Origin of the sequence: Rhizobium atlanticum, from assembly GCF_030182485.1 — a bacterium.
In the GTDB taxonomy this organism is placed as follows: domain Bacteria; phylum Pseudomonadota; class Alphaproteobacteria; order Rhizobiales; family Rhizobiaceae; genus Rhizobium.
In genome coordinates, this window is sequence record NZ_JAQJCJ010000029.1 from 1 (window position 1) to 24,603 (window position 24,603).

Below are 24,603 nucleotides of genomic sequence, written 5' to 3' on the forward strand. Positions count from 1 at the left end.
GGCCGGATTTGCCTGACGAATAATGCGGCAGAGCGAGCGCTCAGAGGCTTTGCGCTCGGCAGAAAATCCTGGCTCTTCGCCGGATCAGACCGCGGTGCAGATCGTGCGGCCTTCATGGCCACATTGATTATGACGGCAAAACTCAACGACATCGATCCGCAGGTGTGGCTGGCCGACGTTCTTGCCAGCATCGCTGATACGTCGATTACCAGGCTGGAGCAGTTGCTTCCGTGGAATTGGACGCCGCCGACCGTCAACGCTCAAGCGGCCTGACCTGCGGCCTTCACCGGAGGCTTACTTTGCTGAAGGCGGTCGGCCGATTGGAATGCTCCATCAGACCTCAACTTACCGGCAGCAAGGACTGCAGGTTCGATAGCTTCTTTTCGTGGATGAGGATATACGGATCCTCGAACTCTACCCGCATCTTGTCCTGGTTGGCGACGAAGTAGGGGCTGAGGTACGGGTCGAATGCATGCGCGCGAAGACTACGAGTTTGGTCTCGGCGGTCTTGGCTTCCTCGACGAAATGGCACTCTCGTTGCTAACCTTCTCCATTGCGTCGACGAGGAACGGCCGCGCAAGGTCGATGCCACGCTTCGGGTCCATCGATTCATCCCGGACGCTCCCGCCTTGCGTAATAGACTGGATTTTTCATTTCTGCCTGGGTTTCAAACCTGTCTCGCCGTGGTGTTGCTGCATCCCGTCCTGCCCCGGCTTTTGGTCCTGCCAGGCTCGCGCTGCCCGCAACGGCTTTGCCGTCCTTCACTTCGTTGCGGCCCTGCGGGTGCTGGCCGCACTTGCAGCCTGGCTTTTGGACCGCCGTAGCAGGTCGCGATGGCCGCGACCTCGAACGGAGGTTCAGAGATGAACAGGCAGCAATCCAATCAACGATCCGATATCTACAGCCGCATCACCACCAAGATCATCGCCGATCTCAAACAGGGCGTCCGTCCATGGACCAAGCCATGGACGACGGGAGGCTGGACAGCCGAGGTCAGCCGGCCACTGCGCCACAATGGCCAACCCTACACCGGCATCAATGCTCTGCTCCTCTGGTCTGAAGCCATCGCCCGCGGCTTTGCATCACCAAGGTGGATGACGTTTCGCCAGGCAATCGAGCTCGGCGGCGCCGTCCGCAGGGGCGAAACCGGCACGACCGTCGTCTTCGCCAGCTCTTTCATCCGCGCCGAGACGACGGAGACAGGCGCCGAAATCGAACGCGACATCCCCTTCCTCAAAACCTACACCGTGTTCAACACCGACCAGATCACCGGCCTTGATGGCCTTGCCCATTCCATCGCGCCTGACCAGGATTGGATGAGCCGCATCGGTGCTGCCGGCCGCTTCTTTGCCAATACCGGCGCCCTGATCCGCCATGGAGGATCGGCGGCCTATTATGCTGCTGCCCGTGACTACATCCAGATGCCGTGCTTCGACGCCTTCCGGGACGATGCATCCTATGTCGCCGTTCTCAGTCACGAGATGACGCACTGGACCGCTGCACCGCGAAGGCTCGATCGGGATCTCAGCCGCTATGCGAAAGACAGGAGCGAACGCGCCCGCGAAGAGCTCATTGCCGAACTCGGCAGCTGCTTTCTCTGCGCCGATCTTGGTATCGTCCCCGAGCTCGAACCACGCCCCGACCATGCAAGCTATCTCGATGACTGGCTCAAGGTTCTCGGCAGCGACAAGCGTGCCATCTTTTCAGCGGCAGCTCATGCCCAGCGCGCGGTCGACTATCTGCATGACTTGCAGCCGGACCTCAACGAGGAGGAGGCGGCGTGAGCCGTCTCCTTCTTAGCCACCCGGACGCCGCCCACTGCCGCGACCCGACGGCCGCAAGCTCCTATCCCGCGAACCGGCGTCTAAAATCGTCAGGCATTGACCTCGCGCAGCTAGTGGGGCGTGTTCACCGGCATATTGAAGTGACGCGCGAAGTATTCCGACGGCGTCGTCATGCGGCCCGTGGTGAGAACCAGCGCATCCCCTCGACCGTCGATGCTGAAAATCACGCGACTGTGCAGGCTTGCAACCTCCTCCGGCAGATCCTCCCTTAGCATCGCGATGGCGGAAGCCATCGTCCGCCGAGGGCGAACGAGAACGATGTCCCGCGCGAACGAGTCGTCGTGCGTAGCATCGAGAGAAGCGTTGATGACAGCGGGTCGTCGGATGATCTATTTGGAACTAGCAAAAAATATTGCTTTGATAAATTTGCGCTGACAGCTTTGGCCGCGGCCTCAACACGAGCGGGTGCCTGCAGCCGCTGGCGCGCATTGGAAAGATGGAGGCGGACGGTTTGAATGGATAAGTTTCAGTCTCCTATGGATAGCACCGTCACTATCGCCGTCGGATAAAAGCTGCAAACAACGTCTTTCCTGTTTCGTCAGATCCTGCCTGGGATTAGCGATCTCTCCGTCCAAACGCGTTGGACCCGTTCATGAAATCTGTTTTCGCTTGGCGCGTAATGCCGGATAGACACTGGAGAGCCAACCATCGGCGCCCTCACCGGTAGGTCATGTTCCAGCCGAGTTCGCCGGTGCGCAACGCGCTCCATATGCTGAGCGGCGACGGAGATAGGGAACGCACGGGCGGGGGCAGTCGGTCCCGCCTCCCTTGACGGCCGCTATGCTGAGGCTCCTGCGGCTGCCCTTGTTCCGCCCTTAGCGTGGCGAGAATTCCCGAAATCCGCCTCACGGCGCCGCTATGCTGATTTCTCCGATACTCTTCATTGTTTGATTGCAACCCGCCTGCGGACGGGTTGCCTGATCGTCCCTGATGACTACCGGCAGCCATGCGATCGGGCTGGCGGATGATTCGCATCTCACTCCATTAAAGCCGAAGATCAGTCAGTTTAACCCCGCCTCCTGGCTGGCGCGGAAAGAGCTCAGCTTGCTCAGGAGGTCCTGAGAGATCTCGAATTGCCGCGCCGTCCCCCGGCCCATGGCGTTCTTCCCCATCGTCTCCACCAGCATTCCCCGCTTTACCAAAAGGTCGACCGTCTCCTTCACACCGCTGCGTGTTAGCTCGGTAATCTCAATTATATTAGAGAGGGTTAGCTTCTGATGGGCCTGAGTCATCGTATAGAGGATCGTCATCATGCCGATCTGCTTCAGCCTCGCCTGCGGGGTCTCGTCCTCCAGCGGATGGTCGAGGATCTCATGGAGAATGAGTCCCGAGAAGGCAAGGTTGTGCCATTGCGTTTTAATCGCGCTTGTCATGTCATTTAACTATGTTATATACGACAGTATAAACGCGGGCAGGCAGATTGAGTCTCCCGAAACGCAATAGGGCGCCATCGTCTCGAAGGATCCTGTTCATGAAAAGCCTTCTCCTGAATTCACTGCTTACGGTCTGCTTCGTTGCGCCACCCTATCTTATTTTCGGCAGTAAAGCGCGGGCCGAGGATTGGGGATGCCAGGTTATTCTATGCCTTTCCAATCCCGGCGGGCCGACGCAATATGCAGAATGCCGGCCGCCGATCCAGAAGCTGTGGCGGGAGCTTGCCGAGGGGCACTCATTCCCGACCTGTAGCGGCGTCGGTTTTCAGAGTTCGCGGCCTGGCTATGAACCCTATTATTGCGATGCGGGGTACAAGCTCACGACTGATAGCGGTCGCGGCGGTCGGCAAGCAACCTGCGTATCGACATCGCCGCAGCCGGTGAGCAACAGCCTCTGCTGGGATGGGAACGACTATACTTCCCGCGACAATTCGGTCCTGTCGCCACATTGGCAGCGCGTGGACGGGCACCGCCAGTGCATCGGCTATCCGACAACGCGCCCGAATGTGCGATCGCAGCCGCACTATGTCGATGTCACCATCGACGGCGCCGGTAAACAGCGCGTTTGGTATTGACCGATGGGTGCTGCATTCGTCGAAATCGCGCAAACCTGCGCGCCGATGGTTCAGGTGGAGACGCTGGCCGGCATTGTCAGCCTTGAGAGCCGGTTTCAGCCCTTCGCCATCCGCATCAACAGCGGCCCACCACTCGCTGCTCAACCCGCATCGAAGGCGGAGGCGATCGAGGTCACGACGTCTCTGATTGCCGATCACCAGGATATTCAGATCGGGCTCGGCGGTATCGCGATAGAGGCGCTTCAAAAATTGAAGCTATCCGTCGCCGACGCCTTCGATCCCTGCATGAACCTCAAGGCCACGGCTACGCTTCTCGACGGATACTACCGCGCCGCATTACGCGCGGGGGATCCGGCTCAGGCCGAAAGGGTGATGCTCCAGTCCTATTATGGCCGCGATGATCGATCCCTCGGCGCCATGGTCAAATATGACGAGCAGGTACGCCAGGAAGTAAAGCAGTTATCGCCGACGCTTGCCTCGCTCACCATCGGCGAACGAGGTGACCAGGCCGGGTCTGGCGTGCCGACGCAAGATGAGGCGCCGCCGGCGCTTGCGAAACAATCCTCCCAAACCGCTGAGGCCGCATCCTGGGATGTTTTCAGCTCAGGGCGGCGATCCACGGTTCTCGTTTTCCAGAATGATTGATCGGAGCAAAGTGAATGATCTCCAAAGCCAGCCTTCGCCCCTTTGCCGCATCCACGCTGATGGCGGCCGCCATTGTCATCTGCCTGGTCGAGCCGGCCTTCGCCCAGGCCGCCGGCATCGAAACCGTGCTGCAGAACATCGTCGACATGCTGACCGGCAATATCGCCCGTCTGCTGGCGGTCATCGCCGTCATCATCATCTGCATTGCCTGGATGTTTGGCTACATGGATTTGAGGCGGGCCGGCTTCTGGATTATCGGGATCGGCGGCATTTTTGGCGCCACCGAGCTGGTCAACACCATCGTCGGAGGCTGACGGGCATGGCAAACGCTCCCAGCCTCGAAGAAGACATCCTGTTCCTCGCCTGCACCCGCCCGGCGACGATCGCAGGCGTGACGATGGAGGCGATGGGCGTCAACATCATGCTGACGACCATTCTCTACATCACAGCGGGGTCGATCGCCTATGCGCTGATCGGCGTCGTCTTCCACGTCGTGTTCCGGGCGCTCGTCAAGCACGACCACAACATGTTTCGGATCCTGATTGCGTGGATCGAAACCCGTGGCCGCTCCCGCAATGCCGCCTATTGGGGCGGCGCCACGCTCTCGCCTCTGACGCTCACCCGACGTTATGACGAAAGGGATCTCAGCTTTGTCTAACATTGCGACGCTCCGGTCGCGCGAGCTCGGGCCGGAAACCTTCATCCCCTATGTCAGGCATGTCGACGAGACGACCATTGCGCTCGAATCCCGAGCGTTGATGACGATGATCGCTCTCGACGGCGTTTCCTTCGAAACTTCGGACGTCAGGGACCTCAACGACCTGCACCGCAGCCTGAACACGCTCTATCGCAATATCGCTGACGAGCGGCTGGCGCTCTGGACGCATCTGGTGCGCCGCCGCGACAATGCTTATCCCGAGGGACGCTTCGCCAATCCCTTCTCCGACGGTCTGAACGCGCGATACCGCGAGCGCATGGTGAGGGAAGATCTGTTTCGCAACGATCTTTACCTCACCCTTGTCTGGCATCCCGGCCGGGATCCTGCCGAAAAGGCGGCCAAGCTTCTCTCCCGGCTGCGCAAGGCCCGCCGATCCGATACCGAGCTCGACGGGCAGGCCCTGAAGCATCTGCGTGACCGCGTGGCGGATGTCGTCGCCGGCCTGAAGCGCTTCGAGCCGCGGCTGCTCACCCTCCACGAACAGGACGGGATCCTGTTCTCCGAGCCGAGCGAAGTGCTCCACCAGATCGTCGGCGGCCGGCGGGAGCCGATCCCATTGACGGAGGGACGAATTTCCTCGGCAATCTATTCCGACCGGGTCATTTTCGGGCGCGAGACCGTCGAGATCCGTCACGAGGCCGACAGCCGCTATGCCGGCATGTTCGGCTTCAAGGAATATCCGGCGACGACGCGCAGCGGCATGCTCGACGCTATCTTGACCGCACCTTTCGAGCTTATCCTGACGCAGTCCTTCGCTTTCACCTCAAAGGCCGATGCCCGCACGATCATGGGCCGCAAGCAGAACCAGATGGTCAGCGCCGGCGACAAGGCGGCCTCACAGATCGAGGAACTCGGCGAGGCGATGGACGATCTCGAATCCAATCGCTTCGTTCTCGGGGAACATCATCTTGCGCTTGCCGTCTTCGCGCCCTCGGTCAAGGAACTGACTGATCACATGGCGAAAGCGCGGGCCTATCTCACCAGCGGCGGCGCGGTCGTCGCCCGCGAGGATCTTGGGCTCGAGGCTGCCTGGTGGGCGCAAGTGCCGGGCAATTTCCGCTACCGGGCGCGCTCGGGAGCGATCACGTCGCGCAACTTCGCAGCCCTTGCTCCCTATCATTCCTATCCGGCGGGCAAGAAGGACGGCAACGAGTGGGGACCGGCGGTCGCCATGCTCAAGACCGCGTCCGGCTCGCCCTTCTATTTCAACTTTCATCACGGCGATCTCGGCAACAGTTTCGTCTGCGGTCCGTCGGGTGCCGGCAAGACGGTGCTCTTGAATTTCATGCTGTCCCAGCTCGAAAAGCATGACCCGCATATGGTCTTCTTCGACAAGGACCGTGGCGCCGATCTCTTCGTGCGGGCGGCCGGCGGCACCTATCTGCCGCTGAAGAATGGTGTCGCCACCGGCTGCGCGCCGGTGAAAGCACTGGAATTCACTGCGGAAAACAAAGTATTCCTCACCGGTTGGATCGCCAAGCTGGTCCGATCCGGATCTGGCGAATTGTCGATCACCGAGTTGCGCGACATCACCTCGGCGGTCGACGGGGTGGCGGACCTGCCGGTGGAGCGTCGCTCCATCGGCGCCCTGCGCACCTTCCTCAACAACACCGATCCCGAGGGCATTGCCGCACGTCTCCGACGATGGGAAAAGGGCGGCCCGCTCGGCTGGGTATTCGACAACGAGGCTGACGATATCGGCATCGGCGCCAGGTTCATCGGCTACGACATGACCGATTTCCTCGACAATGAGGAGATCCGCACGCCGTTGATGGCCTACCTGTTCTATCGGATCGAGCAGCTGATCGACGGGCGTCGCATCATCATTGTCATCGACGAGTTCTGGAAGGCGCTGCAGGACGAAGGCTTTCGTGATCTCGCCCAGAACAAACTCAAGACGATCCGCAAGCAGAACGGTCTCATGCTGTTTGCGACCCAGAGCCCGCGCGATGCCATCGTCTCGCCGATCGCCCACACGATCATCGAGCAGTGCCCGACACAGATCTTTCTTCCGAACCCGCGCGGCGACCGCGCCGACTATGTCGACGGCTTCAAGCTGACGGAGCGCGAATTCGAGCTCGTCTCGCGCGAACTCTCCGTCGAGAGCCGCCGGTTCATCGTCAAGCAGGGGCACAACAGCGTTGTCGCCGAGCTGAACCTCAACGGCTTCGACGACGAACTTGCCATCCTCTCCGGCCGGACCGCCAATGTCGAGCTTGCCGATGCTATCCGTTTGGAGATCGGCGAGGGACGGGAGGACTGGCTTGCCGTGTTTCATCAGAGGAGGAAGACAGCATGATCCGAACAGGAACGATGCGGCCATTGTTTGTATCGGCCGCTCTTTTGGCGTCGGCGATGCTAGCATCGGCGCAGGGCATCCCCGTCATCGATCAGACATCGATCGCCAAGCAAATCGAGAGCATCGCGCAGCTGAAGTCCCAGCTCGACGCCTTGAACCAGCAGCTCCAACAAGCCCAGCAGCTCTACGGCTCGCTGAACAAGATCACCAACATGGCCGACGTCGCCAACCTGCTGAACGATCCGTCGATCCGCAAGGCGCTTCCGCAGGACTTCAACGCGATCGAGGGGCTGTTCAAAGGTTCCGGCAGCGGCGTCTTCGGTAGTTCCGCTTCCAAATTCGTTCAAGACAATTCCACCTACCGCACCGATGCCGACGATTTCTATGCGCAGGAACTGTCGCGCATCCAGAACCAGAACGCCGGGCAGATGAGCCTCGGCCGGCAGATCTACGATGCGGCGACCAAGCGCATCGGCGGCATCGATGAGCTTCGCCAGAAAATCTCCGGTGCTGCCGACGCCAAGGACATCGCCGATCTGCAGGCCCGCCTCCAGGCCGAGACCGCCTTCTTGCAAGCCGACGTCCTGCGCATGCAGGGCCTGCAGATGGTCCAGCAGGCTCAGGTGCAGGTCGATGACCAACGCAAGGCTGAGGACTGGCGCAAGCGAATGGACACGATGGGAGCGGCGCTGAAATGAAGTGGCTTCTTTCTAGCGCGGCCATGCTTTTACTGGCGGCCTGCTCCCCACAGGCGGATAAGATTTACACCGTCGATGAGCTCATGGCGGACGATGGTCTGCTCGCTAGGATTATCGGCGAATGCCGTAACAATCCCGGAGAACTCCGCGATACGCCCAATTGCCGCAACGCCGAGGCAGCCGACGGCAAGCTGCGGCTGGAGCGGATGGGCAAATCGTTGGGAGGCTGACGATGTATCAGGTCTTCAGCTTCGTCGACGGACAGTTCAAGACACCGCTGGAAAACTTCATTTCCTCCGGCACCTCGAATATCGCCAACTGGGTCAGCGGCCCGCTGACGGCGGCACTCACCCTCTATGTCGTGCTCTACGGCTATCTCGTCCTGCGCGGCTCCGTGCAGGAACCGATCCTCGAATTCGCCTTCCGGGCGATGAAGCTCGCCATCATCGTCATGCTGGTGAGGAACGCCGGCGACTATCAGACCTACGTCACCAATATCTTCTTCGATGCGCTGCCGCGCGAAATCTCGCAGGCGCTGAATTCGGGCACGGCGCCGAGCGCGTCGACCTTCGACAGCCTGCTCGATAAGGGCCAGAAATGCGCCAAAGAGATATGGTCGCGGGGCTCCTGGCCTATCGATATCGTCACCGGCGTGGGCGGCCTACTGGTTATCGGCGGAAGCTTTCTTGTCGCGGCGATCGGTTATATAGTTTCGCTCTATGCCCGGCTGACGCTTGCCATCGTGCTGGCAATAGGTCCGATCTTCATCGCGCTCGCCATGTTCCAGTCGACCCGCCGGTTCACCGAATCCTGGATCGGCCAGCTCGTCAATTTCGTCATCCTTCAGGTCCTGGTCGTTGCCATCGGCTCGCTGCTGATCACCTGCATCGATACGACGTTTACGGCGATCGAAGGTTATAGCGACGTGCTGATGCGGCCGATCGCGCTCTGCGCCATTTGCGTCGCCGCACTCTACGTCTTCTACCAACTGCCCGGCATTGCTTCGGCTCTTGCGGCGGGCGGGGCGTCGCTCACCTACGGCTACGGCGCCGCCCGCGATGCGCACGAAAGCACGCTCGCCTGGGCGACATCCCACACAGTCAGAGCGGTCGGCCGCGGCGCGCGTTCCGTCGGCCGCCGCCTGACGCCAGGCCGGACCGAATGACGGTCACCAACGCTTCAGACAATTGAACAGGTTTTTTCGATGCTTCGTATCGTTTTGTCGTTTTTGCTGACCGCCGGTCTCGTAGGCTGCGGTTCGATTTCCCACCCGCTACCGAAATGTGATGGTTATTCCCGCCGGCCGCTGAACCGCGCCATGTGGCAATGGCAGGACAGTGGAGGCGAGCAGCCGGCGACCCGGGCCGTTCCCGCTGAGCCGACCAGTCACGCCGCCGCCTATGTGCCGGAACCATCTTCAGCCACACCGGCCGCTTTCGCGCATTTCGATGTCGCGAGCTCCTACCGTCCATGCGAGGGCGAGTGACATGGTGACCACGGATAACCTCAAAAGTTACTTCGACAAGGCCCGCCGATTCGATCAGGACCGGGTGATCCAGGTCGAGCGCTCCGCCCGCATCGCTTGGTTCATCGCTGCTTGCGCCGGTACGCTTGCTGCCGTTTCCGTCTTTGCCGTTGCCGGCCTCACGCCTTTGAAAACCGTCGAGCCCTTCGTCGTGCGGGTCGATAATTCCACCGGCATCGTCGATGTGGTTTCGGCGCTGACATCGACCGCCGGCACCTACGACGAGGCCGTCACCAAATATTTCGCGGCCAAATATGTCCGTGCCCGCGAAGGTTACGTCTGGAGCGAGGGCGAGGAGAATTTTCGCACCGCGGCGTTGCTATCGGCGCAGCCGGAGCAGACTCGATTTGCCGCAGTCTACCGCGGCAGCAATCCAGACTCCCCGCAGAACATTTATGGCCGCAGTGCCACGTCGCGGATCAACATTGTCTCCATCTCGCTGATCAACGCCAATGTGGCATCCGTCCGCTATATGAGGACGGTGACCCGCGGTGACGAGGTGCGCACGACGCACTGGGTTGCGACCCTGACCTTTTCCTATGCCAATGCCCCGATGTCCTCGACCGACCGGCTGATCAACCCGATCGGCTTCGTCGTCAGCGAATATCGCGCCGATCCGGAGGCGATCAATTGAAACCGCGTTTCCTTCTCCCGCTCATTCTGGTTACCGGTTTCTCTTCGGCGGCGCTCGCCCTCGAGACGCCACGCGGCGCCACGCAGGACAGCCGCATCCGTTTCGTCGACTACCAGCCCTATAACATCACAAAAGTCGTCGGCACGCTCCGGTCTTCCGTGCAGATCGAATTCGCCGCCGACGAGGAAATCGCTCATGTCGCCCTCGGCAACAGCGTCGCCTGGGAGGTGGCGCCGGCCGGCAACATCCTGTTCCTGAAGCCTCGCGAAAATCAGCCGGTGACGAATATCTCGGTCGTGACGACACGACGGGACGGCTCGACCCGCAGCTATCAGATGGAACTCACCGTCCGTGACGGCAGTGTTGAAGCCGGTCAGAACACCTATTTCTATGTGAAATATCGCTATCCCGCTGATGAAGCGGAGCGGCGCCGGCTGGAAGCATCTGCGCGCGCGCAGGCGGCACAAGCCGGCGAGGCCGATCGCGTGCTTGCCCTTCACGAAGCCTATGGACCGCGCAACTGGCGTTATTCGGCGCAAGGGTCCCAGGCGCTCGAACCGCAAGCGGTCTATGACAACGGCAAGGTCACGACCTTCGCCTTTGCCGGCAACCAGGAAATGCCGGCGATCTATATGGAAAACTCCGACGGCAGCGAAAGCCTGGTTCCGAAGTCAGTCGACGGCAATCTCGTCCTCGTTCACGCGATCAGCCGCAAGTTCATACTGCGCCGTGGCGGCGACGTGCTTTGCGTCTTCAACGAAGCCTACGATCGCGTCGGCACCAATCCCGAGACTAACACGACGTCACCATCGGTCGAGCGCGTCGTCAAAGTGCCGCCCGGCGCGGCGCAATAGGAGGCGTTATGGCCGAGGAAGAGATTACCCAGATTCCGGGCGAGCGCGCCGAGACGTCGGCCGGCGGCCGGCTCGACAATAACCCGATCCTCAAACGCGGCGCTGTCGCCTTGGCGATCGTCGTCTTTGTCGCGTTCGCTCTCTGGTCGATGCGAGGGCAGGACAAGCCGTCAGACGGTGCCCAGCCGGAGCGCGTTGTCATCCGGCAGACATCGGATTTCGAACCGGCGAAGGAGCCACAGCCGGTGGCGACACCGCCGCAGGTCCAGCTCCCGACGCCTGTCGCCGCCGAGCAGGCGCCGACCGACGGCGACAAGCTGCTCGATGCTGCCCGCCGTGCGCCGGTCATCGCCTATGGCGGCGAGAAATCGCCGGCAACGCGGCGGCAGGATCAGGGCGAGGCGTCGGATCAGGCCTCGAATTACGTGCCGCTCGGCGCCAATCCCGGCGGCTTCGCCTCGCAGGGCGAAAACGATGACCAGCGCTTCGACCGCTTGCTGACACCGACGCAATTGCAGGGATCGCGTGCCGGCACGTTGGGCAATCGTGATTTCATCGTCGCAATGGGGACATCCATTCCTTGCGTTCTCGAGACCGCGCTCTCCTCCGATCAGCCAGGGTTCACGAGCTGCGTCATCAACCGGGACGTTCTTTCAGATAACGGCCGCGTTGTGCTGATGGAAAAAGGCACGCAGATTGTCGGTGAATATCGCGGCGGTATTCGGCGTGGACAAAAGCGCCTGTTCGTTCTCTGGAACCGGGCGAAGACGCCGAAAGGCGTGATCATCACTTTGGCTTCGCCCGCAACCGACGCGCTTGGCCGGGCCGGCATCGATGGTTATGTGGACACCCATTGGTGGGAGCGTTTTGGCAGCGCGATGCTCCTGTCGATCGTCGGCGACGCCAGCTCTTATGCCAGCAGCCGGCTGCAGGACAGCGATGTCGACGCGCAAAACACCACCAGCGCCGGTCAGCAGGCGGCGGCGATCGCCGTCGAGCAATCGATCAACATTCCGCCGACGCTCATGAAACATCAGGGCGAGCTGGTTTCGATCTTCGTCGCACGCGACCTCGATTTCTCCACCGTCTACCGGCTTCGTGTGACCGAGCCCCGCAACCGCATCTACGACCGTGCTGCGCTTGGGGATTTCAGCCCCTCCTCGAAGCTCGTGACGAAATAGGTTCGGCAATGACTGAAGCTGCCGACTCCGGCGTCGTGCGCGAACTGCTTTCGCCGCTATCACGCTTTCTGCGTGACAAGACCCTCTACGAGGTCATCGTCAACCGGCCGGGACAGGTCGTCACGGAGGGGAGGGAGGGATGGCAGACCTATGAGATGCCCGAACTCTCATTCGACAGGTTGATGCGTCTCGCCCGCACGGTCGCGAGCTTCTCCAATCAGTCGATCGACGAGACGCGGCCGATCCTGTCGGCGACCCTGCCGGACGATGAGCGGATCCAGATCGTCATCCCGCCGGCAACGACGAAGGGAACCGTCAGCATCACCATCCGCAAGCCGTCCTCTGTGTCGCTGACCCTCGAGGATCTCGATCATGGAGGATTGTTCGCCGATGTCGCGCCTGTCGAAAGCGACGGGAGACGATTGGACCAAAGGCTGTTGGAATACTATCGGATCGGCGCCTACAAGGCGTTTCTGCGGGAGGCGGTGTTCGCAAGGAAGAACATCATCATCTCCGGCGCCACGGGGTCGGGAAAGACGACGCTGTCGAAAGCGCTGATCCGCCACATCCCGCAAAATGAGCGGATCATTTCCATCGAGGACACACCGGAACTGGTGGTCCCGCAGCCCAACCATGTTCGGCTCTTTTACTCCAAGGGCGGGCAGGGTCTCGCCAAGGTCGGCGCGAAGGACCTGCTCGAATCCTGCCTGCGCATGCGGCCCGACCGTATCCTGCTGCAGGAGCTGCGTGACGGGACGGCATTCTACTACATCCGCAATGTCAACTCCGGCCATCCTGGCTCCATCACCACGGTCCATGCCGACTCCGCCCGCCTCGCCTTTGAGCAGCTGACTTTGCTGGTCAAGGAGTCGGAGGGTGGTGGGGACCTCGAACGGCACGACATCCGCGAGATGCTGACGATCGCGATCGACATCATCGTCCAATGCAAGCGGATCGACGGCCGGTTTCGGGTGAGCGAGATCTACTATCGAGACGCCGCGACTGACCTCGGCCGCTCTTCGTCGGATCGAGCTTAACGGGTTGCGTCCGGGCCTCTAACAATTCTGTCGGTTTCGACCGTCAGTCCAATTGTGCGGCCTTCTCACGCAGGACCACTGAAAACGCGCGGAGCCCCTGATGGTCCAGTGCATCAATGAATTCGTGAACCGCCGGCACCGTCTTGCGTAAATTCAACCGGGCGCGCCTGATGCTGTCGATCAATGCGCTCTAAAAGGTGGATGGAGGCCCACGAGGAAATTGTCCGGCGATACGCAGGTCACCCCATGAGGCCGAAGCTCCGTGACAGGGAAATCCTTGAGATTCCACGTGACAATCACGGAAGCTTTTCCGGCGATGGCTGCAGCTAAAACATGACGATCATCGGGACCGGTAGCGAGAGGTTGGGGATGAGGATTTGGTGGTTACCGACATCGGCATCGGGCAAAACTTCCTTGATCCGATCACGGGTCGCTTCCAGACGGGAGAAGGGTATCTCGGGTGAGCCGATGGCCAGATTGCGAATCCACTCGGCGTGGATGTCGTCGGTCCAGCGTGCGTCGACGAGACCGTCGAAAGCACACTGGACCAAGACATTGCGTAAATGGAAAGGGTAGAGGACGCAGGCATCGTAGACCGCGACGGGCGGCTTAGAGGCCATGATTGACGATCAGATCCTCTGTGTCCTCGGCCAGCGCGTCGAGGCTTTTCTGGCGAGCATCGAGCTTGGCCTTGAGCGCAAGAACATCCTTCAACTTGGCTCGGCGGTGCTTGCCGACATAGCGGAAGGGCAGATCGCCGCGATCCATGCGCAGCACCACGAGAGGACGTGAGATGCCGAGGATGGTGGAGGCGTCGGTCGGGCTCAATTCCTGATCTTCCGTGAGCACGGCAACACGCTTGCCGCGCAACAGATGATCGAGGAGTGCTTCGACAGGTGCGAAAGCCGAGGCTGGAAGAGAAAGGGTTTGAAGCTGTCCACCTTCGCGGCGAATCCGCAGTTCCAGGTGGTCGCCCTCCGCCAGCTTTGGGATCGGCGCGACGGCCTTGCGGTCGCGATCCGACAATTCGGTAAATTGAAGAACATGGCTGGTCATGGCGAACACCTCTGACCATGTATATAGGGCAAGTCGCTCATAACTGCAATACCTGAAATATCCTCCGCTTTCCATCTCCGATTTCCGGGTGCCATAGGAGCGCGCGGCGAACGAGCTCGACCCGCCAACTTGAAGCGTGGGTTACCGCCAACGGCAAGCGCTCCGCTTCCGATGTGATCGTGCAATGCAAAGGGGCCGCCTCACCAACTATGCAGAAAAATAGGGCCGCTGGAAAACCAGGGCCCTTTAAGGTGTGAAGGTCAATAACCTCCAGAGGGGAACAGCTGATACGATGGCACTGGGAGGAAAACCATCGACTGCATCAACTTGAGGCAATATGCTCATATTTTGACCGCTTGGTAAAACATTTTTTGTGCAGTGCAGCTATGCAGAAATGGCAGAGAGTTCTCTGGGCCGATTTGACCGGGATATAGCTTCACGCATTCGAGATCGCCCGGGCGATGGCTTCCTTTTAGGGCGCCTACGTCGCTGACCAAGGAGGCTGGTGTGGATCATGGCAGCCGCGGCATTTCGCCGTCGGCCACACGCCAGATCCACGGCGTCATCTCGGCTCTCGCGGCGATCATCTCATTCAGTGCAACGTCATAGTCTTCGTCGGCCTTCGTCGGAACGATGAACATGGCGATCGGCGCTGGCTTTGCCTCCGGTAAGGTCACGGAGGCAATCGGCTGGTCGCGCGAAAGATCGAACCGGAGTCCTTTCACGCTTCTTCGCTTCAGGCTTGAGAGCCGCTCCAGGAGACGCTGTTCATGGATGGTTTCGAACGGGATCCAGTTCTCGTTGACCACCATCAGCGCCACTTCCTCGACCGAAGCTATCCCCGCTCCCGAAATGCCGAACGTGGCGATGCCGATGAGATGAAACCCCTCGTTGGATCGCCACAGTTCCAGTTCGGTTTCATATCGGGCATTCAACCGTTTCCACGCACCCTCATCGAGCATGAAGGGGAAAGGCAGGTGGCGCACCAGCATCTTCTGGCCATCGCGCGCTGAGGAAAATTCCTTTACCTCTCCGACGGTCATCATCAGTTTCCGCGGACCGGGACCGGTTAACTGGGCTCCGGCCAACATCGCTGCGCGCCTGGCGGAGATCCCTTCCTTGTCCTCCTGATGAAACACTTCCGGCACGAACAGGATGTCGCTAAGCGGACCGCCGCGGACAATCATCTGTCGCGCTGCGTTCAGCAGGCTGCTGCGGACGCGACCCCAGCCGCGTCTCCCAGCCCACAGCGCCGTCCATTCAGTCAGTTCCCCTGTCTCCCAGAGATAATGGAGCATGGCCTTGAGCGACAGCTTTTTCGGATCGTTTCGCACCGTTTCCGACGGCTCCGAAGATGAGGCCGAAGCCGATCGGTTCCCTCGTTTCGACAGCGAGAAATCGAGTTTCAGCACAGCCGCGCCCGTCGCTGCGTCGATCTGGATGGCATTGCCGATCAATGGACCAAGACCCGACAGCTCATATGGCGGTTCATAGGATGGGCAGCCGGGATCGTGATCTCGTCCTGAAAGCGGCATCCGTTTGATCAGGAATTGGCCATCCATCCGGGCGATATACATCGGCACCGGCGGTTGCCGACACGGGCAAAGTGGCCTGAGCTTCTGTTCGTAAGCGCGTTCGAGCTGCGGCAGAAACTCTGGAGAACTGTCGTCGAACGCCTGGTTGCCGATCAAAAACTGTCGCACGTCGTTCCTCCCTTGCCTGGCCAAAGGCTGATCGAGCCGTAAAAGGAAGGCGTAGCATGAGCTTCGCGGACTTTACTAGCGCAAAATAGTTAGTATGTAAATGTTACGGCCGCTGGGGCCGATTTCAACGCCAAGGCAGGAATGATCGTTAATTTTAATTTTTGGAGGCTGGAATGCACGTATCTTCTTTTGATAATTAGAAGTCAACGGTGCGTTGATTAGAAGTCAGCCGGTCAAAATGTAGAGGCTGCGCCAGCATGAAGTGAGTTCTAATCGCGTGCTACCCAGCCCTTCGAGCCGGCCGGCACTGAACCGCCGATCACCTTGCCGCCTTCCGACTGCCCGATGGCTGCCGGCGTCTCTACATCGCAGCTGACGCCGATGCGGCCGGCCGGCACCCTGTCCACGCGGCAGACGGGCCGGAACCGCGGCGCCTGACGCCGCGGCGAAGCGCCGGGCGGCGGAAGGGAGGTTTCTTGCTGTGCCAGGAATGGCGGGCCGCACGCGGCCCAAGCCAGGGGAAGAAACCTGAGCGACCCGCTGAAGGCCCGCCCGCCGCATGGTAAGGGTCGCCTCTCGGCAGGCCCGCGGGCGGGCGCCTACCCGTGCGGCGACCGGCAGAGACCTGCCATCCTGTAGGCCCTCACGCCCTCACCTTCCCCGTCCGGCTCGATCATGCGGGCAGAAAGGCCAGAGCGTTTCAGAACGAGCTGCGCCCTGAGATTAGCGATGAGCCGTTCCGGACTGAGCCGGCGCAGATCCTCGTTGAAGTCGCCGAACTCCGGGGCAAGCACTAGCGGCAGGATCCCCAGCGCCTACGTATCGAGGGATTGAGCTACCGCGCCCAATCGCCGTCAGGCCGCGAGAGGCGCGGCCCAAATCCGACGGAGACCATCTGAACCTATGTCTTCCCATCGACGACGCCTTCGAGCCCCGCCCCGCCTCGTCCCCAACCGACCGTTTCATCTACGAGATGCAGATCTACGGCCATCGCCCCTTCCAGGATGAACCGGACCCGCGTCCGCTGCCGGAGGAGCCGGTCGTCCAGTCGGCGCTGACCGCCATGTTCGATGCTCTATTCGAAATGCTCGGCGATACCCGCCTGGAGCCCGATCTCGAAGACCTCCTGTGGTCGACGGTCAATCTCTTCCACCGCGCCGGCGAGCGCATCCAGCGGGAGCTTCAGCGTAATGAGGATAGCCAACGCAACGGTCAGCGCGAGCAGGACGGCTCGGAGGTCAAGAGTGTCGAGTTGGAGCGCCTCGTTGCCGAAGGCATCACGCTGCTTGAGCGCCGCAATGCCTTCGAGTTCATGCGCGCCTATGCGGGCGACCACTTCGAAGCCAATGCGGCTCGGCATGGCGGCCGCGGACGGGCTCCAAGGTCAGCCACGCCAACATGACCGCGGCGATGATCGACTCCAGAGACTTTCCATCCGCCCGCCGGCGCGCCGAGACCGAAGTGCTGATCCCGGCAGGCACCAAGATCGCCTTCGGCGGCGGCATCGACTACAATGATCACGAACGAATCTGGGCGAAACTCGATCAAGCCCTCGCCAAATATCCCGACATGGTGCTGCTGCACGGCGGCTCGCCGAAGGGCGCCGAACGTATCGCTGCCTGCTGGGCAGAAGCGCGCAAGGTGATACAGATCGCCTTCAAGCCGAATGGACGAAGCACGCCAAGGCCGCACCGTTCCGCCGCAATGACGACATGCTCTCGGTCATGCCGGCTGGCGTCGTCATCTTCCCCGGCTCCGGCATTACCGGCAATCTTGCCGACAAGACCCGCCGACTTGGCATCTCCGTTTTGGCAAGCGGCGGGAGATGGCGCGTAAGCGCCATCTGTCCATACGGCTGAAGGAGATGCTTGCATTTCGCAAAAATTGTGTACACATTTGCCGCTGAAACGGAGCTTCGCCATGACCCAATCTCGGCAGCAGATACCATCTCCCCGCCGTGTCGGCGTGCGGGAATTTCGCGGCAACCTGACGTCTTTCCTCAAGCAGGTCGAAGACGGCCAGCGGTTCGTCCTGACGTCGCATCACAAGGTTGTCGCCGAAATCGGCCCGCCGTCAGCCGGCGTCGTCATGCGGAAACCAGGCGCGTTGCGCGGAAAGATCAAAGTTGCCGATGACTTCGATGGTCTGCCGGCGGATGTTCTGAAGTCCATGGAAGACGGGACGTGAGGCTGCTGCTCGATACACATGCCTTGCTGTGGTGGCTGAACGACGACGAGAAGCTAGGGAACCATGCGCGTCGCCTTATTGGCGATCCCGAGAATGATGTCCTCGTCAGTGCTGTCTCCCTTTGGGAAATCACTGTGAAGCTGCGCATCGGCAAACTTGATGCCGATATCGAAGAGATTGTTGCGATTTTGCCGGATCAAGGTTTCGACCGGCTGGATATCTCGGACGCGCATCTTATCGCTCTCGCTGCTCTTCCACTTCATCACCGCGATCCTTTCGATCATCTGCTCATGGCGCAAGCCGTGGCGGAGGGAGCGTATTTGGTTTCGGACGATCAAAATGTCGCGCTTTATGGCATTCCGTTTGTGACTTGCTCCGATCCTGTTGCCTTGTGATCTCACCGAGCTTGGCTCCGCGGATGAAGCCGGCTCACATCGTTCCGGTTGCGTGTTTGCCAATGGCGATGTACCTGGCGACCCATCGGCGGCTCAGGTGCTTGGGAGCGGGCACGTTTGGGGAAGATCACTCATTCGACGCCCGCGTGAACAGCTTCACCCGGGATTGGAGCACGGTCTGCAGACGGCAATGCGGTGCCGCGGCGACCTCGCCGATCAGCAGAAATGTTATCGAGGTGCTCACAGCCTGCCGCAGCCGGGAGCGGGCGAGGGTATTATGTTGATCGACATGCGGGCGAAGCGTCCGTGGAGTGTGCGGCCAATATCCCCCAGTGCTTGGACCGGGAGGCCATGGTTTGTTGTCTCCTTCGATTGCCCCGAACCATTCCCGTTTTATATCGCTCGTATAGACGACCGCCTGCTTTGGCGGCCAACCCCTGAAGGGGTAAGACTCGCCCGAAATTTTTGCAAATTCGATTTCGGTTCGTTTATCCTGGTGGAAAATAGAATTTTGCAAAATTTTCAGGCGAGCTGACCGCAGCAGGTCGGCCGTCTCTTCGTGCGCCATCGGGAATGGTCCCGAGCAACCGAAGGAGACAACAACCATGGCCACCACGATCGCAACGCTCACGCAGAAGACCGACGGCATCCTCGAAGGCGTCTTCGCCACGATCCGGGTCAACGCCCCGATCGCCATCGTCCCAAATGCCAGCAAGGCAAGCGAAGAAGCGCCCGACTACCGCGTCATTCACCGCAAGACGGGCTTCGAGATCGGCGCCGCCTGGAACCGCATCGCGCGGCAGACCGGCGAGGAATACCTCTCAGTGAAGCTTGAGGCTCCCGAGATCGGTGTGATCTTCGGCAATCTCGCACCGGCACCCGGCGGCGATCCTAGCAAGAAGGTGATCCTCTGGAACAGCCCGAACTGAAGAACAAAGCGAGCGGCCTCGAGCAATCGGGGCCGGCTTCGCCGTATCTCAGGTTTTGCGCGCAATAGCGGGATTGAAAGCGGGCATCGAGCCCGCCTTCAATCCTCCTGTCGTGCCACACGAGACCAAGGACCCTGTCTGCTCAGATACTTGAAGTCTGCCGTGAGGCTCGTGCCGCCTCAAGGACTTCGCGGCCCCTCCAATTTTCAGCCGGCGCCCTGAAGGGCACCGTCAGAAAATCGGTTCCTCCGCTCGCCGGCTCCGCCGGTCGCTGACGCGATCCTTGACCCGGCCCGATCCTCACGACCCCGGGCGTCATCTTTCACATTTCAGGAGACGACGACGATGACGATTGCACTCGAAATTCAGGTTGAGGAACTGCGGGCCGAGCTCAGGAACGCCGATCCGGCTGAGCGCCGCCAGATCGAAGCGGAGCTGGAGATCGCTCGGGCCGAACTGAGGGTAGCGATCGCCGAGCAGGAGGGCGCCATCGACGCCGCGCCACCCTTCTGAGGCGGCGTTTGCCTCCTCGCCTGGGCCGGTACGCCGGATCGACCGGCGCGTCGACCCGAAGCTGCGCTTCACGCCGATAATTACCGGCAAGGACCAGGAAGACTTCCGCGGACAGCCCGGACCATGGGTTCCCGTCCGACATTTGTGTTCGGCCTATAGCCGCGCGCCCGTTTTGATCGGAGAAGTTCGAGGAACATACGGACTGCATCCTCCTCTCTGTCGAAGTGATGCACCATGGCTTGTCCGATCGTTCCGATGCGTCCCCATCGCCGCGTCAGGCATGGTGTGCCGAACAACGTCGGTTCGATTGCGAGCGCGTAGAAGCGCGCCATGTTTTTCGTCGCGTCCCTGCGTTCGATGTAGAGCTGATAGGGTTGAGTGAGCATGACGGAGAGTCGCCTCTTCCAGCTTTTGCGTCTAACGACACTTATGAATCGGTCGGCCCACACCGATTCATTTTTGTGATGATCGTTGAAGCCGAAGATCATGGATTTGGGCGAGCCGGCCAATCGGCGGCCGGGTGCTATTCGCTCCGCTCACGGAGCCCGAACACCGTCTCCGCCTCCGGTCACGCCCCCTCTCGCGGAATGACGTGAGCGAATTGCCCAGCCGCAGGGCGGCGGTTCTATCCTCGACACCTCCTGCCGGCTCACGCCGGAAACGGTCGCGTCCCCTTCGGGTCCGCGGGTCTCTTCTCTCTTTGACGTCCAATTTTACTCCAGCAAATCCGGCGTCAAGGACGGCGCGTCTCCCCCAATTTTTCCGCTGCTGCGTTTCACTGCGCTCTGGAAAAATCGGTTCCCCCGCTTGCGAGCCGCGTTCCGCGGTCCTTGACCCCTCTTTGCAAGAGAGTGGCCGATCTCCGTCATCAACGAAGGAGATCACATTATGACAACCGATCAGAACCTTATACTCTACACCAAGTTTGCCGGCTTCCGGCTCGTCGTCCTGGCAAACCGCTTCGGCTGCGACAGCGATTTTTCGCGAGAGCTTCACGATCGCCTGGTTGAGGGGCTCGACGCGGCAATCGATCGGATCAGCGTCATCATGGAATTGGAACGAAGTGTTCTCATCGGGGAGGATGAATTCGCCGAATATCAGCTGGAGGGCGAGATCGAGATTTTCGGGCGCTTCACTATCAATCTGCTGGACGAACTCGAAATTGATTACGACACGCATGAATTCCGCGTCAACGGCGGCGATTGGATGAGCGCTTGGGCTGCCGACGACACTGGCGTCGATATCAACTATCCTGAGCTCGTTGCGCTGATTGCGGACGAACTCGGCTCGCTGGCGCCGATCATCAAGGATATCACGTTGGCAACTCGCATCCCGGTCTATGCGGGGCGCGTCGTTTGGTCATGGTGGTAGCAGCACCATCTCACATACTGAGAGGCGACAGACGAGGTTGCCTCTCAGTTGCCGATGGCCCTCAAGTGAGCCGAGGAAGGACGGCTGCGAAGTTTCACAACAATCGCAGTAATGTTGTAAATGCTCTAAATTCCAGCGATAGCAAGGAAGCCCAATGCCGAAGCCAAGCGGGACGTATTCAACCAGTGACCTCTCACGTAAATCCGGCGACATCATCGCCGAGGCGCTGCGTCATCCGGTGACGATCACCCAGCGGAACAAACCCCGGCTGGTTCTCCTCAATATCGAAGATTATCAGCAACTGATCAGGCAGGCAGACCGACGCACCGTCGGCACTATCGAAACGATGCCCGATGAGCTTTTTGCCGAACTCGAAAACGCCGTCGACGCCTATGCCGGCGAGGACGAGGTGGGCCGCTGATAAAACCACGATCATAGCACCGGTTTGACGAAACGATTGACCTTCGCTGCCTGATCCATCTCCTTTCGCCGGAAGTAGATCGCCCGGCCGCAGCGGATCGGACTATGCCCCTGGACGATGATGATCTGCTCGTCCTTCCTCATCGACTGGGTGATCTCGTGCGGCATGATCAGCGGCCGGCGCTGGAAGTTGACGTTCTCGGATCTCCTGGATGCATTGTTCTTCGTGTCCCAGCCGATGTTGCGGGAACTGCCCTTCACCTCCACCGTCATCTCGCCACATTGCGCAGAGAGGTTGCGCGCCGTGTCGAGCGCCTTGATCGCTGCGTAAGAGGCGAAAGCGCAGCCATCGATCCATGACGTCGCGCCATCCTTCCCGAAATGCCGCTCCAACTGCCCGACCGACTGGTACATCAACATCATCGAGATGCCGTACTTGCGGCCGCGGTCGCGCGCCTCCTCGAGCACCCTCATGTAGCCGAGCAGATCGACCTCATCGAGCATGAACAGCGCCCGGCGCTGGAAGGCGCCGTCGGCCTGCACCATGGCGTTGATGAGCGAGCCGATGATCACACGAGCGATGCCCGGATAGGAGCGCAAGATCGATGCGGAGATGTTGAGGAAGACGTCCTTCTTGCCCGAAACGATATCACTCGATTTGAAGGCATTGCCGCAGACGAGCGCGGCATAGCTGTCGAGCGACAGCCACTGGGTATCCTTCGATGCTGTGGAATAGACGCCCGAAAACGTCTGCTCGGTCATGTTGGTGAAGACGCCGAGCGTTTCGCGGATGAAGGCCGAACCGGAATGCTCCTGAATGTCGCGCAGCATAGCGAGCACCGAGGGCTCCGGTTCGGAAACGATCTGGCGGAGACTGCGCAAGCTTCGCCGGCCCTCATATTCGGGCGAGAGCATCACATGGGCGAGCAGACCGGTCAGGAGGTTGTGCGCCTGGTTCTGGAAGTAGGATCCCGTCGAGCTTTCGAAGCGAAGGCTTTCCGACAGCAGCATATGGGCAATGCCGACGATGTCCTCTTCCTTTTGCTTGGATGCTTCGATCCCGTCGAGCACGTTGAAGCCCATGATCGGGTTCGTCGGATCGAGCACCATGACCTCGCGCCCGAGCGCATTGGTGCGGTGCTCGACGACCATGGGCGCGACCTCAGTGGAAGGATCGAGGCAGATCATGGGTCCGGTATATCTGAGCGCCGTCGGCACGACGTTGCTGGTCGTTTTGTATCCGCCCGATCCCGCGAAAAACAGCATATGGGTGGAATCGAAGTCCTGTCTGTAGGTGAGCAATGGCGCCTTCCCGCCCTGTCCCCATGTGCTGCGATCGTTTACATCGAAGGGAAGCGCATGGATGATTTCCTTGTCGACCCGATAACGCTCGCCGACCACGATTTCCCCATCCGGCGGGAACAGCTTTCCTGCTGCCGCCATCGGCAGCCAATCGGCATCTCCAAATATTCCACGCCGGGCACGCTTGATTTCATCTGGCACGACGACGGAGATGCGGGCGGACACCGCCACTGCCATGAAGCCGGCGACGGCAGCAATGACTGCGGCCATATCAAGATAGGACAGCGCTCGATCCCACGGAACGACCCGGGCCTGCACAGTAGGTGCAAGCCGGCCGAATTCGCGCAGCGCATAGAAGGCGGCAACGCTGAGAAAACACAAAAGACTTGCCATGGCGACCGGCCTTCGCCGATGCAGCGGCAAGACCCACACGGTCAGAAGTCCGGCAAGAGGTCCGAACAGTAGAGGCGGTACAGGTGCTGCCCGCAGGAACCAGTGTTCTATCTTCCCGGACATGCCGGCGGCGAGTCCCGGCCATCGCCAGCCAACAATGTAGATTGTGATCGTGGTGACGGCGATCGGTACCAAAACGAGTAACAGGCTCGGATGCGGTTTCCCTCTTAGGCCCATCTTACTTTCTCCTCGAGATGCGATGAACCGTTCCTCAGCGAGGGGGCCTTGAAAGCCTCTTCGCCGATATCGCGCAGCCGCCGATGCTCGATGGAGCCTGGGACGAGCCTTGCCATTTCTATGAGGCCGCCGAGCAGGAACGCCCGATCCGCCTTCGATAGCCCGGCTTTGACGACGATCCCGCCGAGCAGGATCTTTTCGCGCGTGTCGCGCTTGCGCTCAGCCGTCATTTGGAACCTGCCCCTGCGCTCCAGCGCCGCTATCTGCTGGTCGACGCGTTTGAGGAGTGGGGCCAGCGGCGCCTTTCCTTTCCCCCTTCCGAAATCGCGCGGCGATTTCCTCGATGATCCGATCGACCTCCTCGTCGGCGATCTCCATCTCCGCCAGCCCGGTTCTGGTCGCGGCGCGGGCAAACCGCTCGGCCGATTTAACTATCAACAATCGTTTGCGTTCGCGCAGCTTTTCGATCTGGGCGTCGAGATCGGAAATCGATGATTTTGTCGCCATTCCTGGTTCCTTTTCTGCTTTGATGTCGAAGGTGCGATTATACTAACTAGAATAAAACAGTAAAATGCGCTACCGTGCAACCAGAAAAGCGGCATCGGCCCTTCGGTCCGATCTGTTTGAGGGCGCAATATACGTCGCTGTCGCGAC

The 24,603-nt window shown here is 60.4% G+C and carries 32 protein-coding genes and 2 pseudogenes; 22 read left to right on the top strand and 12 right to left on the bottom strand.

The window, feature by feature from the left end:
• A partial coding sequence (locus tag PH551_RS29205; protein WP_285196078.1) for a transposase domain-containing protein occupies window positions 1–273 on the top strand: 273 nt, incomplete at its 5' end.
• 73 nt (window positions 274–346) lie between these two features.
• On the opposite strand, the pseudogene groEL reads toward PH551_RS29205, so the two are convergent.
• Window positions 347–569 (bottom strand): annotated as a pseudogene (gene groEL / locus PH551_RS29210) (chaperonin GroEL); the annotation flags it as partial.
• Between the two features lie 294 nt (window positions 570–863).
• On the opposite strand from groEL, the gene PH551_RS29215 reads away from it, so the two are divergent.
• Window positions 864–1,784 (top strand): ArdC family protein, encoded by a 921-nt coding sequence (locus tag PH551_RS29215; RefSeq protein WP_004673402.1) that lies wholly within the window; start codon window positions 864–866, stop codon window positions 1,782–1,784.
• Between the two features lie 110 nt (window positions 1,785–1,894).
• Here PH551_RS29215 and PH551_RS29220 read toward each other — a convergent pair whose 3' ends face one another.
• Window positions 1,895–2,077 (bottom strand): hypothetical protein, encoded by a 183-nt coding sequence (locus PH551_RS29220; protein WP_016737443.1) that lies wholly within the window; start codon window positions 2,075–2,077, stop codon window positions 1,895–1,897.
• A 768-nt stretch (window positions 2,078–2,845) separates the two neighbouring features.
• The gene (locus tag PH551_RS29225) at window positions 2,846–3,217 is read right to left on the bottom strand and encodes a hypothetical protein (RefSeq protein WP_004673403.1); all 372 of its coding nucleotides are present in this window, start codon (window positions 3,215–3,217) and stop codon (window positions 2,846–2,848) included.
• Between the two features lie 98 nt (window positions 3,218–3,315).
• Here PH551_RS29225 and PH551_RS29230 point away from each other — a divergent pair, with 98 nt between their 5' ends.
• Genes PH551_RS29230 through virB11 form a run of 13 tightly spaced genes read left to right on the top strand, consistent with a single transcriptional unit; the run spans window position 3,316 to window position 13,443 of the window.
• Entirely contained in the window at window positions 3,316–3,852 is a 537-nt protein-coding gene (locus tag PH551_RS29230; protein WP_018446357.1) for a hypothetical protein, read from the top strand.
• 3 nt (window positions 3,853–3,855) lie between these two features.
• Window positions 3,856–4,497 (top strand): lysozyme family protein, encoded by a 642-nt coding sequence (locus PH551_RS29235; RefSeq protein ID WP_004673406.1) that lies wholly within the window; start codon window positions 3,856–3,858, stop codon window positions 4,495–4,497.
• A 14-nt stretch (window positions 4,498–4,511) separates the two neighbouring features.
• Window positions 4,512–4,811, top strand: coding sequence for a TrbC/VirB2 family protein (locus PH551_RS29240; RefSeq protein ID WP_004673407.1), 300 nt, complete (start codon window positions 4,512–4,514; stop codon window positions 4,809–4,811).
• 5 nt (window positions 4,812–4,816) lie between these two features.
• Entirely contained in the window at window positions 4,817–5,155 is a 339-nt protein-coding gene (locus PH551_RS29245; RefSeq protein WP_018247156.1) for a VirB3 family type IV secretion system protein, read from the top strand.
• Entirely contained in the window at window positions 5,148–7,514 is a 2,367-nt protein-coding gene (locus PH551_RS29250) for a VirB4 family type IV secretion/conjugal transfer ATPase (RefSeq protein WP_004673411.1), read from the top strand. Before PH551_RS29245 ends, PH551_RS29250 begins: the two co-directional genes overlap by 8 nt.
• Window positions 7,511–8,212, top strand: coding sequence for a P-type DNA transfer protein VirB5 (gene virB5, locus PH551_RS29255; RefSeq protein ID WP_004673414.1), 702 nt, complete (start codon window positions 7,511–7,513; stop codon window positions 8,210–8,212). The genes PH551_RS29250 and virB5 overlap by 4 nt, the downstream gene beginning before the upstream one ends.
• A complete protein-coding gene (locus PH551_RS29260; protein WP_004673415.1) occupies window positions 8,209–8,442 on the top strand; it encodes an EexN family lipoprotein in 234 nt (77 codons plus the stop codon). The genes virB5 and PH551_RS29260 overlap by 4 nt, the downstream gene beginning before the upstream one ends.
• A 2-nt stretch (window positions 8,443–8,444) precedes the next feature.
• Window positions 8,445–9,377 (top strand): TrbL/VirB6 family protein, encoded by a 933-nt coding sequence (locus PH551_RS29265; protein ID WP_004673418.1) that lies wholly within the window; start codon window positions 8,445–8,447, stop codon window positions 9,375–9,377.
• Window positions 9,378–9,416: 39 nt separating this feature from the next.
• Window positions 9,417–9,698, top strand: a complete 282-nt coding sequence (locus PH551_RS29270; RefSeq protein WP_004673420.1) for a hypothetical protein — start codon at window positions 9,417–9,419, stop codon at window positions 9,696–9,698.
• A 1-nt stretch (window position 9,699) separates the two neighbouring features.
• Window positions 9,700–10,371, top strand: coding sequence for a VirB8 family type IV secretion system protein (locus tag PH551_RS29275; RefSeq protein WP_004673422.1), 672 nt, complete (start codon window positions 9,700–9,702; stop codon window positions 10,369–10,371).
• Window positions 10,368–11,225 carry a P-type conjugative transfer protein VirB9 gene (gene virB9, locus PH551_RS29280; RefSeq protein WP_004673424.1) on the top strand — a complete coding sequence of 286 codons (858 nt, stop codon included), beginning with the start codon at window positions 10,368–10,370 and terminating at the stop codon, window positions 11,223–11,225. The genes PH551_RS29275 and virB9 overlap by 4 nt, the downstream gene beginning before the upstream one ends.
• A gap of 8 nt (window positions 11,226–11,233) precedes the next feature.
• On the top strand, window positions 11,234–12,406 hold the full coding sequence (gene virB10 / locus PH551_RS29285; RefSeq protein WP_004673426.1) for a type IV secretion system protein VirB10: 1,173 nt from the start codon (window positions 11,234–11,236) through the stop codon (window positions 12,404–12,406).
• 8 nt (window positions 12,407–12,414) lie between these two features.
• Window positions 12,415–13,443, top strand: coding sequence for a P-type DNA transfer ATPase VirB11 (gene virB11 / locus PH551_RS29290; RefSeq protein WP_004673428.1), 1,029 nt, complete (start codon window positions 12,415–12,417; stop codon window positions 13,441–13,443).
• Window positions 13,444–13,769: 326 nt separating this feature from the next.
• Here the strand turns inward: virB11 and PH551_RS29295 are convergent, their stop codons facing one another.
• The 4 genes from PH551_RS29295 to PH551_RS29310 all read right to left on the bottom strand — a co-directional run bounded on the left by PH551_RS29295 (window position 13,770) and on the right by PH551_RS29310 (window position 16,609).
• The gene (locus PH551_RS29295; protein ID WP_004673430.1) at window positions 13,770–14,063 is read right to left on the bottom strand and encodes a hypothetical protein; all 294 of its coding nucleotides are present in this window, start codon (window positions 14,061–14,063) and stop codon (window positions 13,770–13,772) included.
• Complete coding sequence (locus tag PH551_RS29300; protein WP_018247157.1) at window positions 14,053–14,574, bottom strand: MerR family transcriptional regulator; 522 nt, start codon at window positions 14,572–14,574, stop codon at window positions 14,053–14,055. The genes PH551_RS29295 and PH551_RS29300 overlap by 11 nt, the downstream gene beginning before the upstream one ends.
• A 437-nt stretch (window positions 14,575–15,011) precedes the next feature.
• Complete coding sequence (locus PH551_RS29305) at window positions 15,012–16,202, bottom strand: DUF1173 domain-containing protein (RefSeq protein ID WP_026188839.1); 1,191 nt, start codon at window positions 16,200–16,202, stop codon at window positions 15,012–15,014.
• Between the two features lie 269 nt (window positions 16,203–16,471).
• Entirely contained in the window at window positions 16,472–16,609 is a 138-nt protein-coding gene (locus PH551_RS29310; RefSeq protein ID WP_018247159.1) for a hypothetical protein, read from the bottom strand.
• A gap of 488 nt (window positions 16,610–17,097) precedes the next feature.
• On the opposite strand from PH551_RS29310, the pseudogene PH551_RS29315 reads away from it, so the two are divergent.
• From PH551_RS29315 to PH551_RS29325, 3 genes and pseudogenes are all read left to right on the top strand, one after another.
• Window positions 17,098–18,038: pseudogene (locus PH551_RS29315) on the top strand (DUF2493 domain-containing protein).
• 84 nt (window positions 18,039–18,122) lie between these two features.
• A complete protein-coding gene (locus tag PH551_RS29320; RefSeq protein WP_004676093.1) occupies window positions 18,123–18,389 on the top strand; it encodes a type II toxin-antitoxin system Phd/YefM family antitoxin in 267 nt (88 codons plus the stop codon).
• Window positions 18,386–18,784 (top strand): type II toxin-antitoxin system VapC family toxin, encoded by a 399-nt coding sequence (locus tag PH551_RS29325; RefSeq protein WP_008536014.1) that lies wholly within the window; start codon window positions 18,386–18,388, stop codon window positions 18,782–18,784. The genes PH551_RS29320 and PH551_RS29325 overlap by 4 nt, the downstream gene beginning before the upstream one ends.
• Window positions 18,785–18,911: 127 nt before the next feature.
• Here PH551_RS29325 and PH551_RS29330 read toward each other — a convergent pair whose 3' ends face one another.
• The gene (locus PH551_RS29330; protein WP_004676094.1) at window positions 18,912–19,352 is read right to left on the bottom strand and encodes a hypothetical protein; all 441 of its coding nucleotides are present in this window, start codon (window positions 19,350–19,352) and stop codon (window positions 18,912–18,914) included.
• Window positions 19,353–19,389: 37 nt separating this feature from the next.
• Between PH551_RS29330 and PH551_RS29335 the strand changes: the two genes are divergently transcribed.
• Together PH551_RS29335 and PH551_RS29340 are read left to right on the top strand one after the other, a co-directional pair.
• On the top strand, window positions 19,390–19,713 hold the full coding sequence (locus PH551_RS29335) for a DUF736 domain-containing protein (protein WP_004676095.1): 324 nt from the start codon (window positions 19,390–19,392) through the stop codon (window positions 19,711–19,713).
• Between the two features lie 345 nt (window positions 19,714–20,058).
• A complete protein-coding gene (locus PH551_RS29340) occupies window positions 20,059–20,226 on the top strand; it encodes a hypothetical protein (RefSeq protein ID WP_004676096.1) in 168 nt (55 codons plus the stop codon).
• 80 nt (window positions 20,227–20,306) lie between these two features.
• On the opposite strand, the gene PH551_RS29345 is transcribed toward PH551_RS29340, so the two are convergent.
• Window positions 20,307–20,612: a WGR domain-containing protein gene (locus PH551_RS29345; protein ID WP_004676097.1), complete on the bottom strand. Its 306-nt coding sequence runs from the start codon at window positions 20,610–20,612 to the stop codon at window positions 20,307–20,309.
• 502 nt (window positions 20,613–21,114) lie between these two features.
• Between PH551_RS29345 and PH551_RS29350 the strand changes: the two genes are divergently transcribed.
• Together PH551_RS29350 and PH551_RS29355 are read left to right on the top strand one after the other, a co-directional pair.
• Complete coding sequence (locus PH551_RS29350) at window positions 21,115–21,597, top strand: hypothetical protein (protein WP_004676098.1); 483 nt, start codon at window positions 21,115–21,117, stop codon at window positions 21,595–21,597.
• 154 nt (window positions 21,598–21,751) lie between these two features.
• On the top strand, window positions 21,752–22,018 hold the full coding sequence (locus tag PH551_RS29355; RefSeq protein WP_004676099.1) for a type II toxin-antitoxin system prevent-host-death family antitoxin: 267 nt from the start codon (window positions 21,752–21,754) through the stop codon (window positions 22,016–22,018).
• Window positions 22,019–22,029: 11 nt separating this feature from the next.
• On the opposite strand, the gene traG is transcribed toward PH551_RS29355, so the two are convergent.
• From traG to PH551_RS29370, 3 genes are read right to left on the bottom strand one after another with little or no spacing between them, the layout of a single operon-like run.
• Window positions 22,030–23,949, bottom strand: a complete 1,920-nt coding sequence (gene traG / locus PH551_RS29360) for a Ti-type conjugative transfer system protein TraG (protein ID WP_004676100.1) — start codon at window positions 23,947–23,949, stop codon at window positions 22,030–22,032.
• Window positions 23,940–24,179 (bottom strand): conjugal transfer protein TraD, encoded by a 240-nt coding sequence (locus tag PH551_RS29365; RefSeq protein ID WP_004676101.1) that lies wholly within the window; start codon window positions 24,177–24,179, stop codon window positions 23,940–23,942. The genes traG and PH551_RS29365 overlap by 10 nt, the downstream gene beginning before the upstream one ends.
• On the bottom strand, window positions 24,169–24,456 hold the full coding sequence (locus tag PH551_RS29370) for a TraC family protein (RefSeq protein ID WP_004676102.1): 288 nt from the start codon (window positions 24,454–24,456) through the stop codon (window positions 24,169–24,171). The genes PH551_RS29365 and PH551_RS29370 overlap by 11 nt, the downstream gene beginning before the upstream one ends.
• Window positions 24,457–24,603 lie beyond the last annotated feature (147 nt).

Bases quoted from the DNA above. Each gene is read 5' to 3' on its own strand.
- PH551_RS29215 (WP_004673402.1), top strand. From the start codon at position 864: ATGAACAGGCAGCAATCCAATCAACGATCCGATATCTACAGCCGCATC.
- PH551_RS29220 (WP_016737443.1), bottom strand. From the start codon at position 2,077: ATGGCTTCCGCCATCGCGATGCTAAGGGAGGATCTGCCGGAGGAGGTT.
- PH551_RS29225 (WP_004673403.1), bottom strand. From the start codon at position 3,217: ATGACAAGCGCGATTAAAACGCAATGGCACAACCTTGCCTTCTCGGGA.
- PH551_RS29230 (WP_018446357.1), top strand. From the start codon at position 3,316: ATGAAAAGCCTTCTCCTGAATTCACTGCTTACGGTCTGCTTCGTTGCG.
- PH551_RS29235 (WP_004673406.1), top strand. From the start codon at position 3,856: ATGGGTGCTGCATTCGTCGAAATCGCGCAAACCTGCGCGCCGATGGTT.
- PH551_RS29240 (WP_004673407.1), top strand. From the start codon at position 4,512: ATGATCTCCAAAGCCAGCCTTCGCCCCTTTGCCGCATCCACGCTGATG.
- PH551_RS29245 (WP_018247156.1), top strand. From the start codon at position 4,817: ATGGCAAACGCTCCCAGCCTCGAAGAAGACATCCTGTTCCTCGCCTGC.
- virB5 (WP_004673414.1), top strand. From the start codon at position 7,511: ATGATCCGAACAGGAACGATGCGGCCATTGTTTGTATCGGCCGCTCTT.
- PH551_RS29260 (WP_004673415.1), top strand. From the start codon at position 8,209: ATGAAGTGGCTTCTTTCTAGCGCGGCCATGCTTTTACTGGCGGCCTGC.
- PH551_RS29265 (WP_004673418.1), top strand. From the start codon at position 8,445: ATGTATCAGGTCTTCAGCTTCGTCGACGGACAGTTCAAGACACCGCTG.
- PH551_RS29270 (WP_004673420.1), top strand. From the start codon at position 9,417: ATGCTTCGTATCGTTTTGTCGTTTTTGCTGACCGCCGGTCTCGTAGGC.
- PH551_RS29275 (WP_004673422.1), top strand. From the start codon at position 9,700: ATGGTGACCACGGATAACCTCAAAAGTTACTTCGACAAGGCCCGCCGA.
- virB10 (WP_004673426.1), top strand. From the start codon at position 11,234: ATGGCCGAGGAAGAGATTACCCAGATTCCGGGCGAGCGCGCCGAGACG.
- virB11 (WP_004673428.1), top strand. From the start codon at position 12,415: ATGACTGAAGCTGCCGACTCCGGCGTCGTGCGCGAACTGCTTTCGCCG.
- PH551_RS29295 (WP_004673430.1), bottom strand. From the start codon at position 14,063: ATGGCCTCTAAGCCGCCCGTCGCGGTCTACGATGCCTGCGTCCTCTAC.
- PH551_RS29300 (WP_018247157.1), bottom strand. From the start codon at position 14,574: ATGGAAAGCGGAGGATATTTCAGGTATTGCAGTTATGAGCGACTTGCC.
- PH551_RS29320 (WP_004676093.1), top strand. From the start codon at position 18,123: ATGACCCAATCTCGGCAGCAGATACCATCTCCCCGCCGTGTCGGCGTG.
- PH551_RS29330 (WP_004676094.1), bottom strand. From the start codon at position 19,352: ATGGCGCACGAAGAGACGGCCGACCTGCTGCGGTCAGCTCGCCTGAAA.
- PH551_RS29335 (WP_004676095.1), top strand. From the start codon at position 19,390: ATGGCCACCACGATCGCAACGCTCACGCAGAAGACCGACGGCATCCTC.
- PH551_RS29340 (WP_004676096.1), top strand. From the start codon at position 20,059: ATGACGATTGCACTCGAAATTCAGGTTGAGGAACTGCGGGCCGAGCTC.
- PH551_RS29345 (WP_004676097.1), bottom strand. From the start codon at position 20,612: ATGCTCACTCAACCCTATCAGCTCTACATCGAACGCAGGGACGCGACG.
- PH551_RS29350 (WP_004676098.1), top strand. From the start codon at position 21,115: ATGACAACCGATCAGAACCTTATACTCTACACCAAGTTTGCCGGCTTC.
- PH551_RS29355 (WP_004676099.1), top strand. From the start codon at position 21,752: ATGCCGAAGCCAAGCGGGACGTATTCAACCAGTGACCTCTCACGTAAA.
- traG (WP_004676100.1), bottom strand. From the start codon at position 23,949: ATGGGCCTAAGAGGGAAACCGCATCCGAGCCTGTTACTCGTTTTGGTA.
- PH551_RS29365 (WP_004676101.1), bottom strand. From the start codon at position 24,179: ATGACGGCTGAGCGCAAGCGCGACACGCGCGAAAAGATCCTGCTCGGC.
- PH551_RS29370 (WP_004676102.1), bottom strand. From the start codon at position 24,456: ATGGCGACAAAATCATCGATTTCCGATCTCGACGCCCAGATCGAAAAG.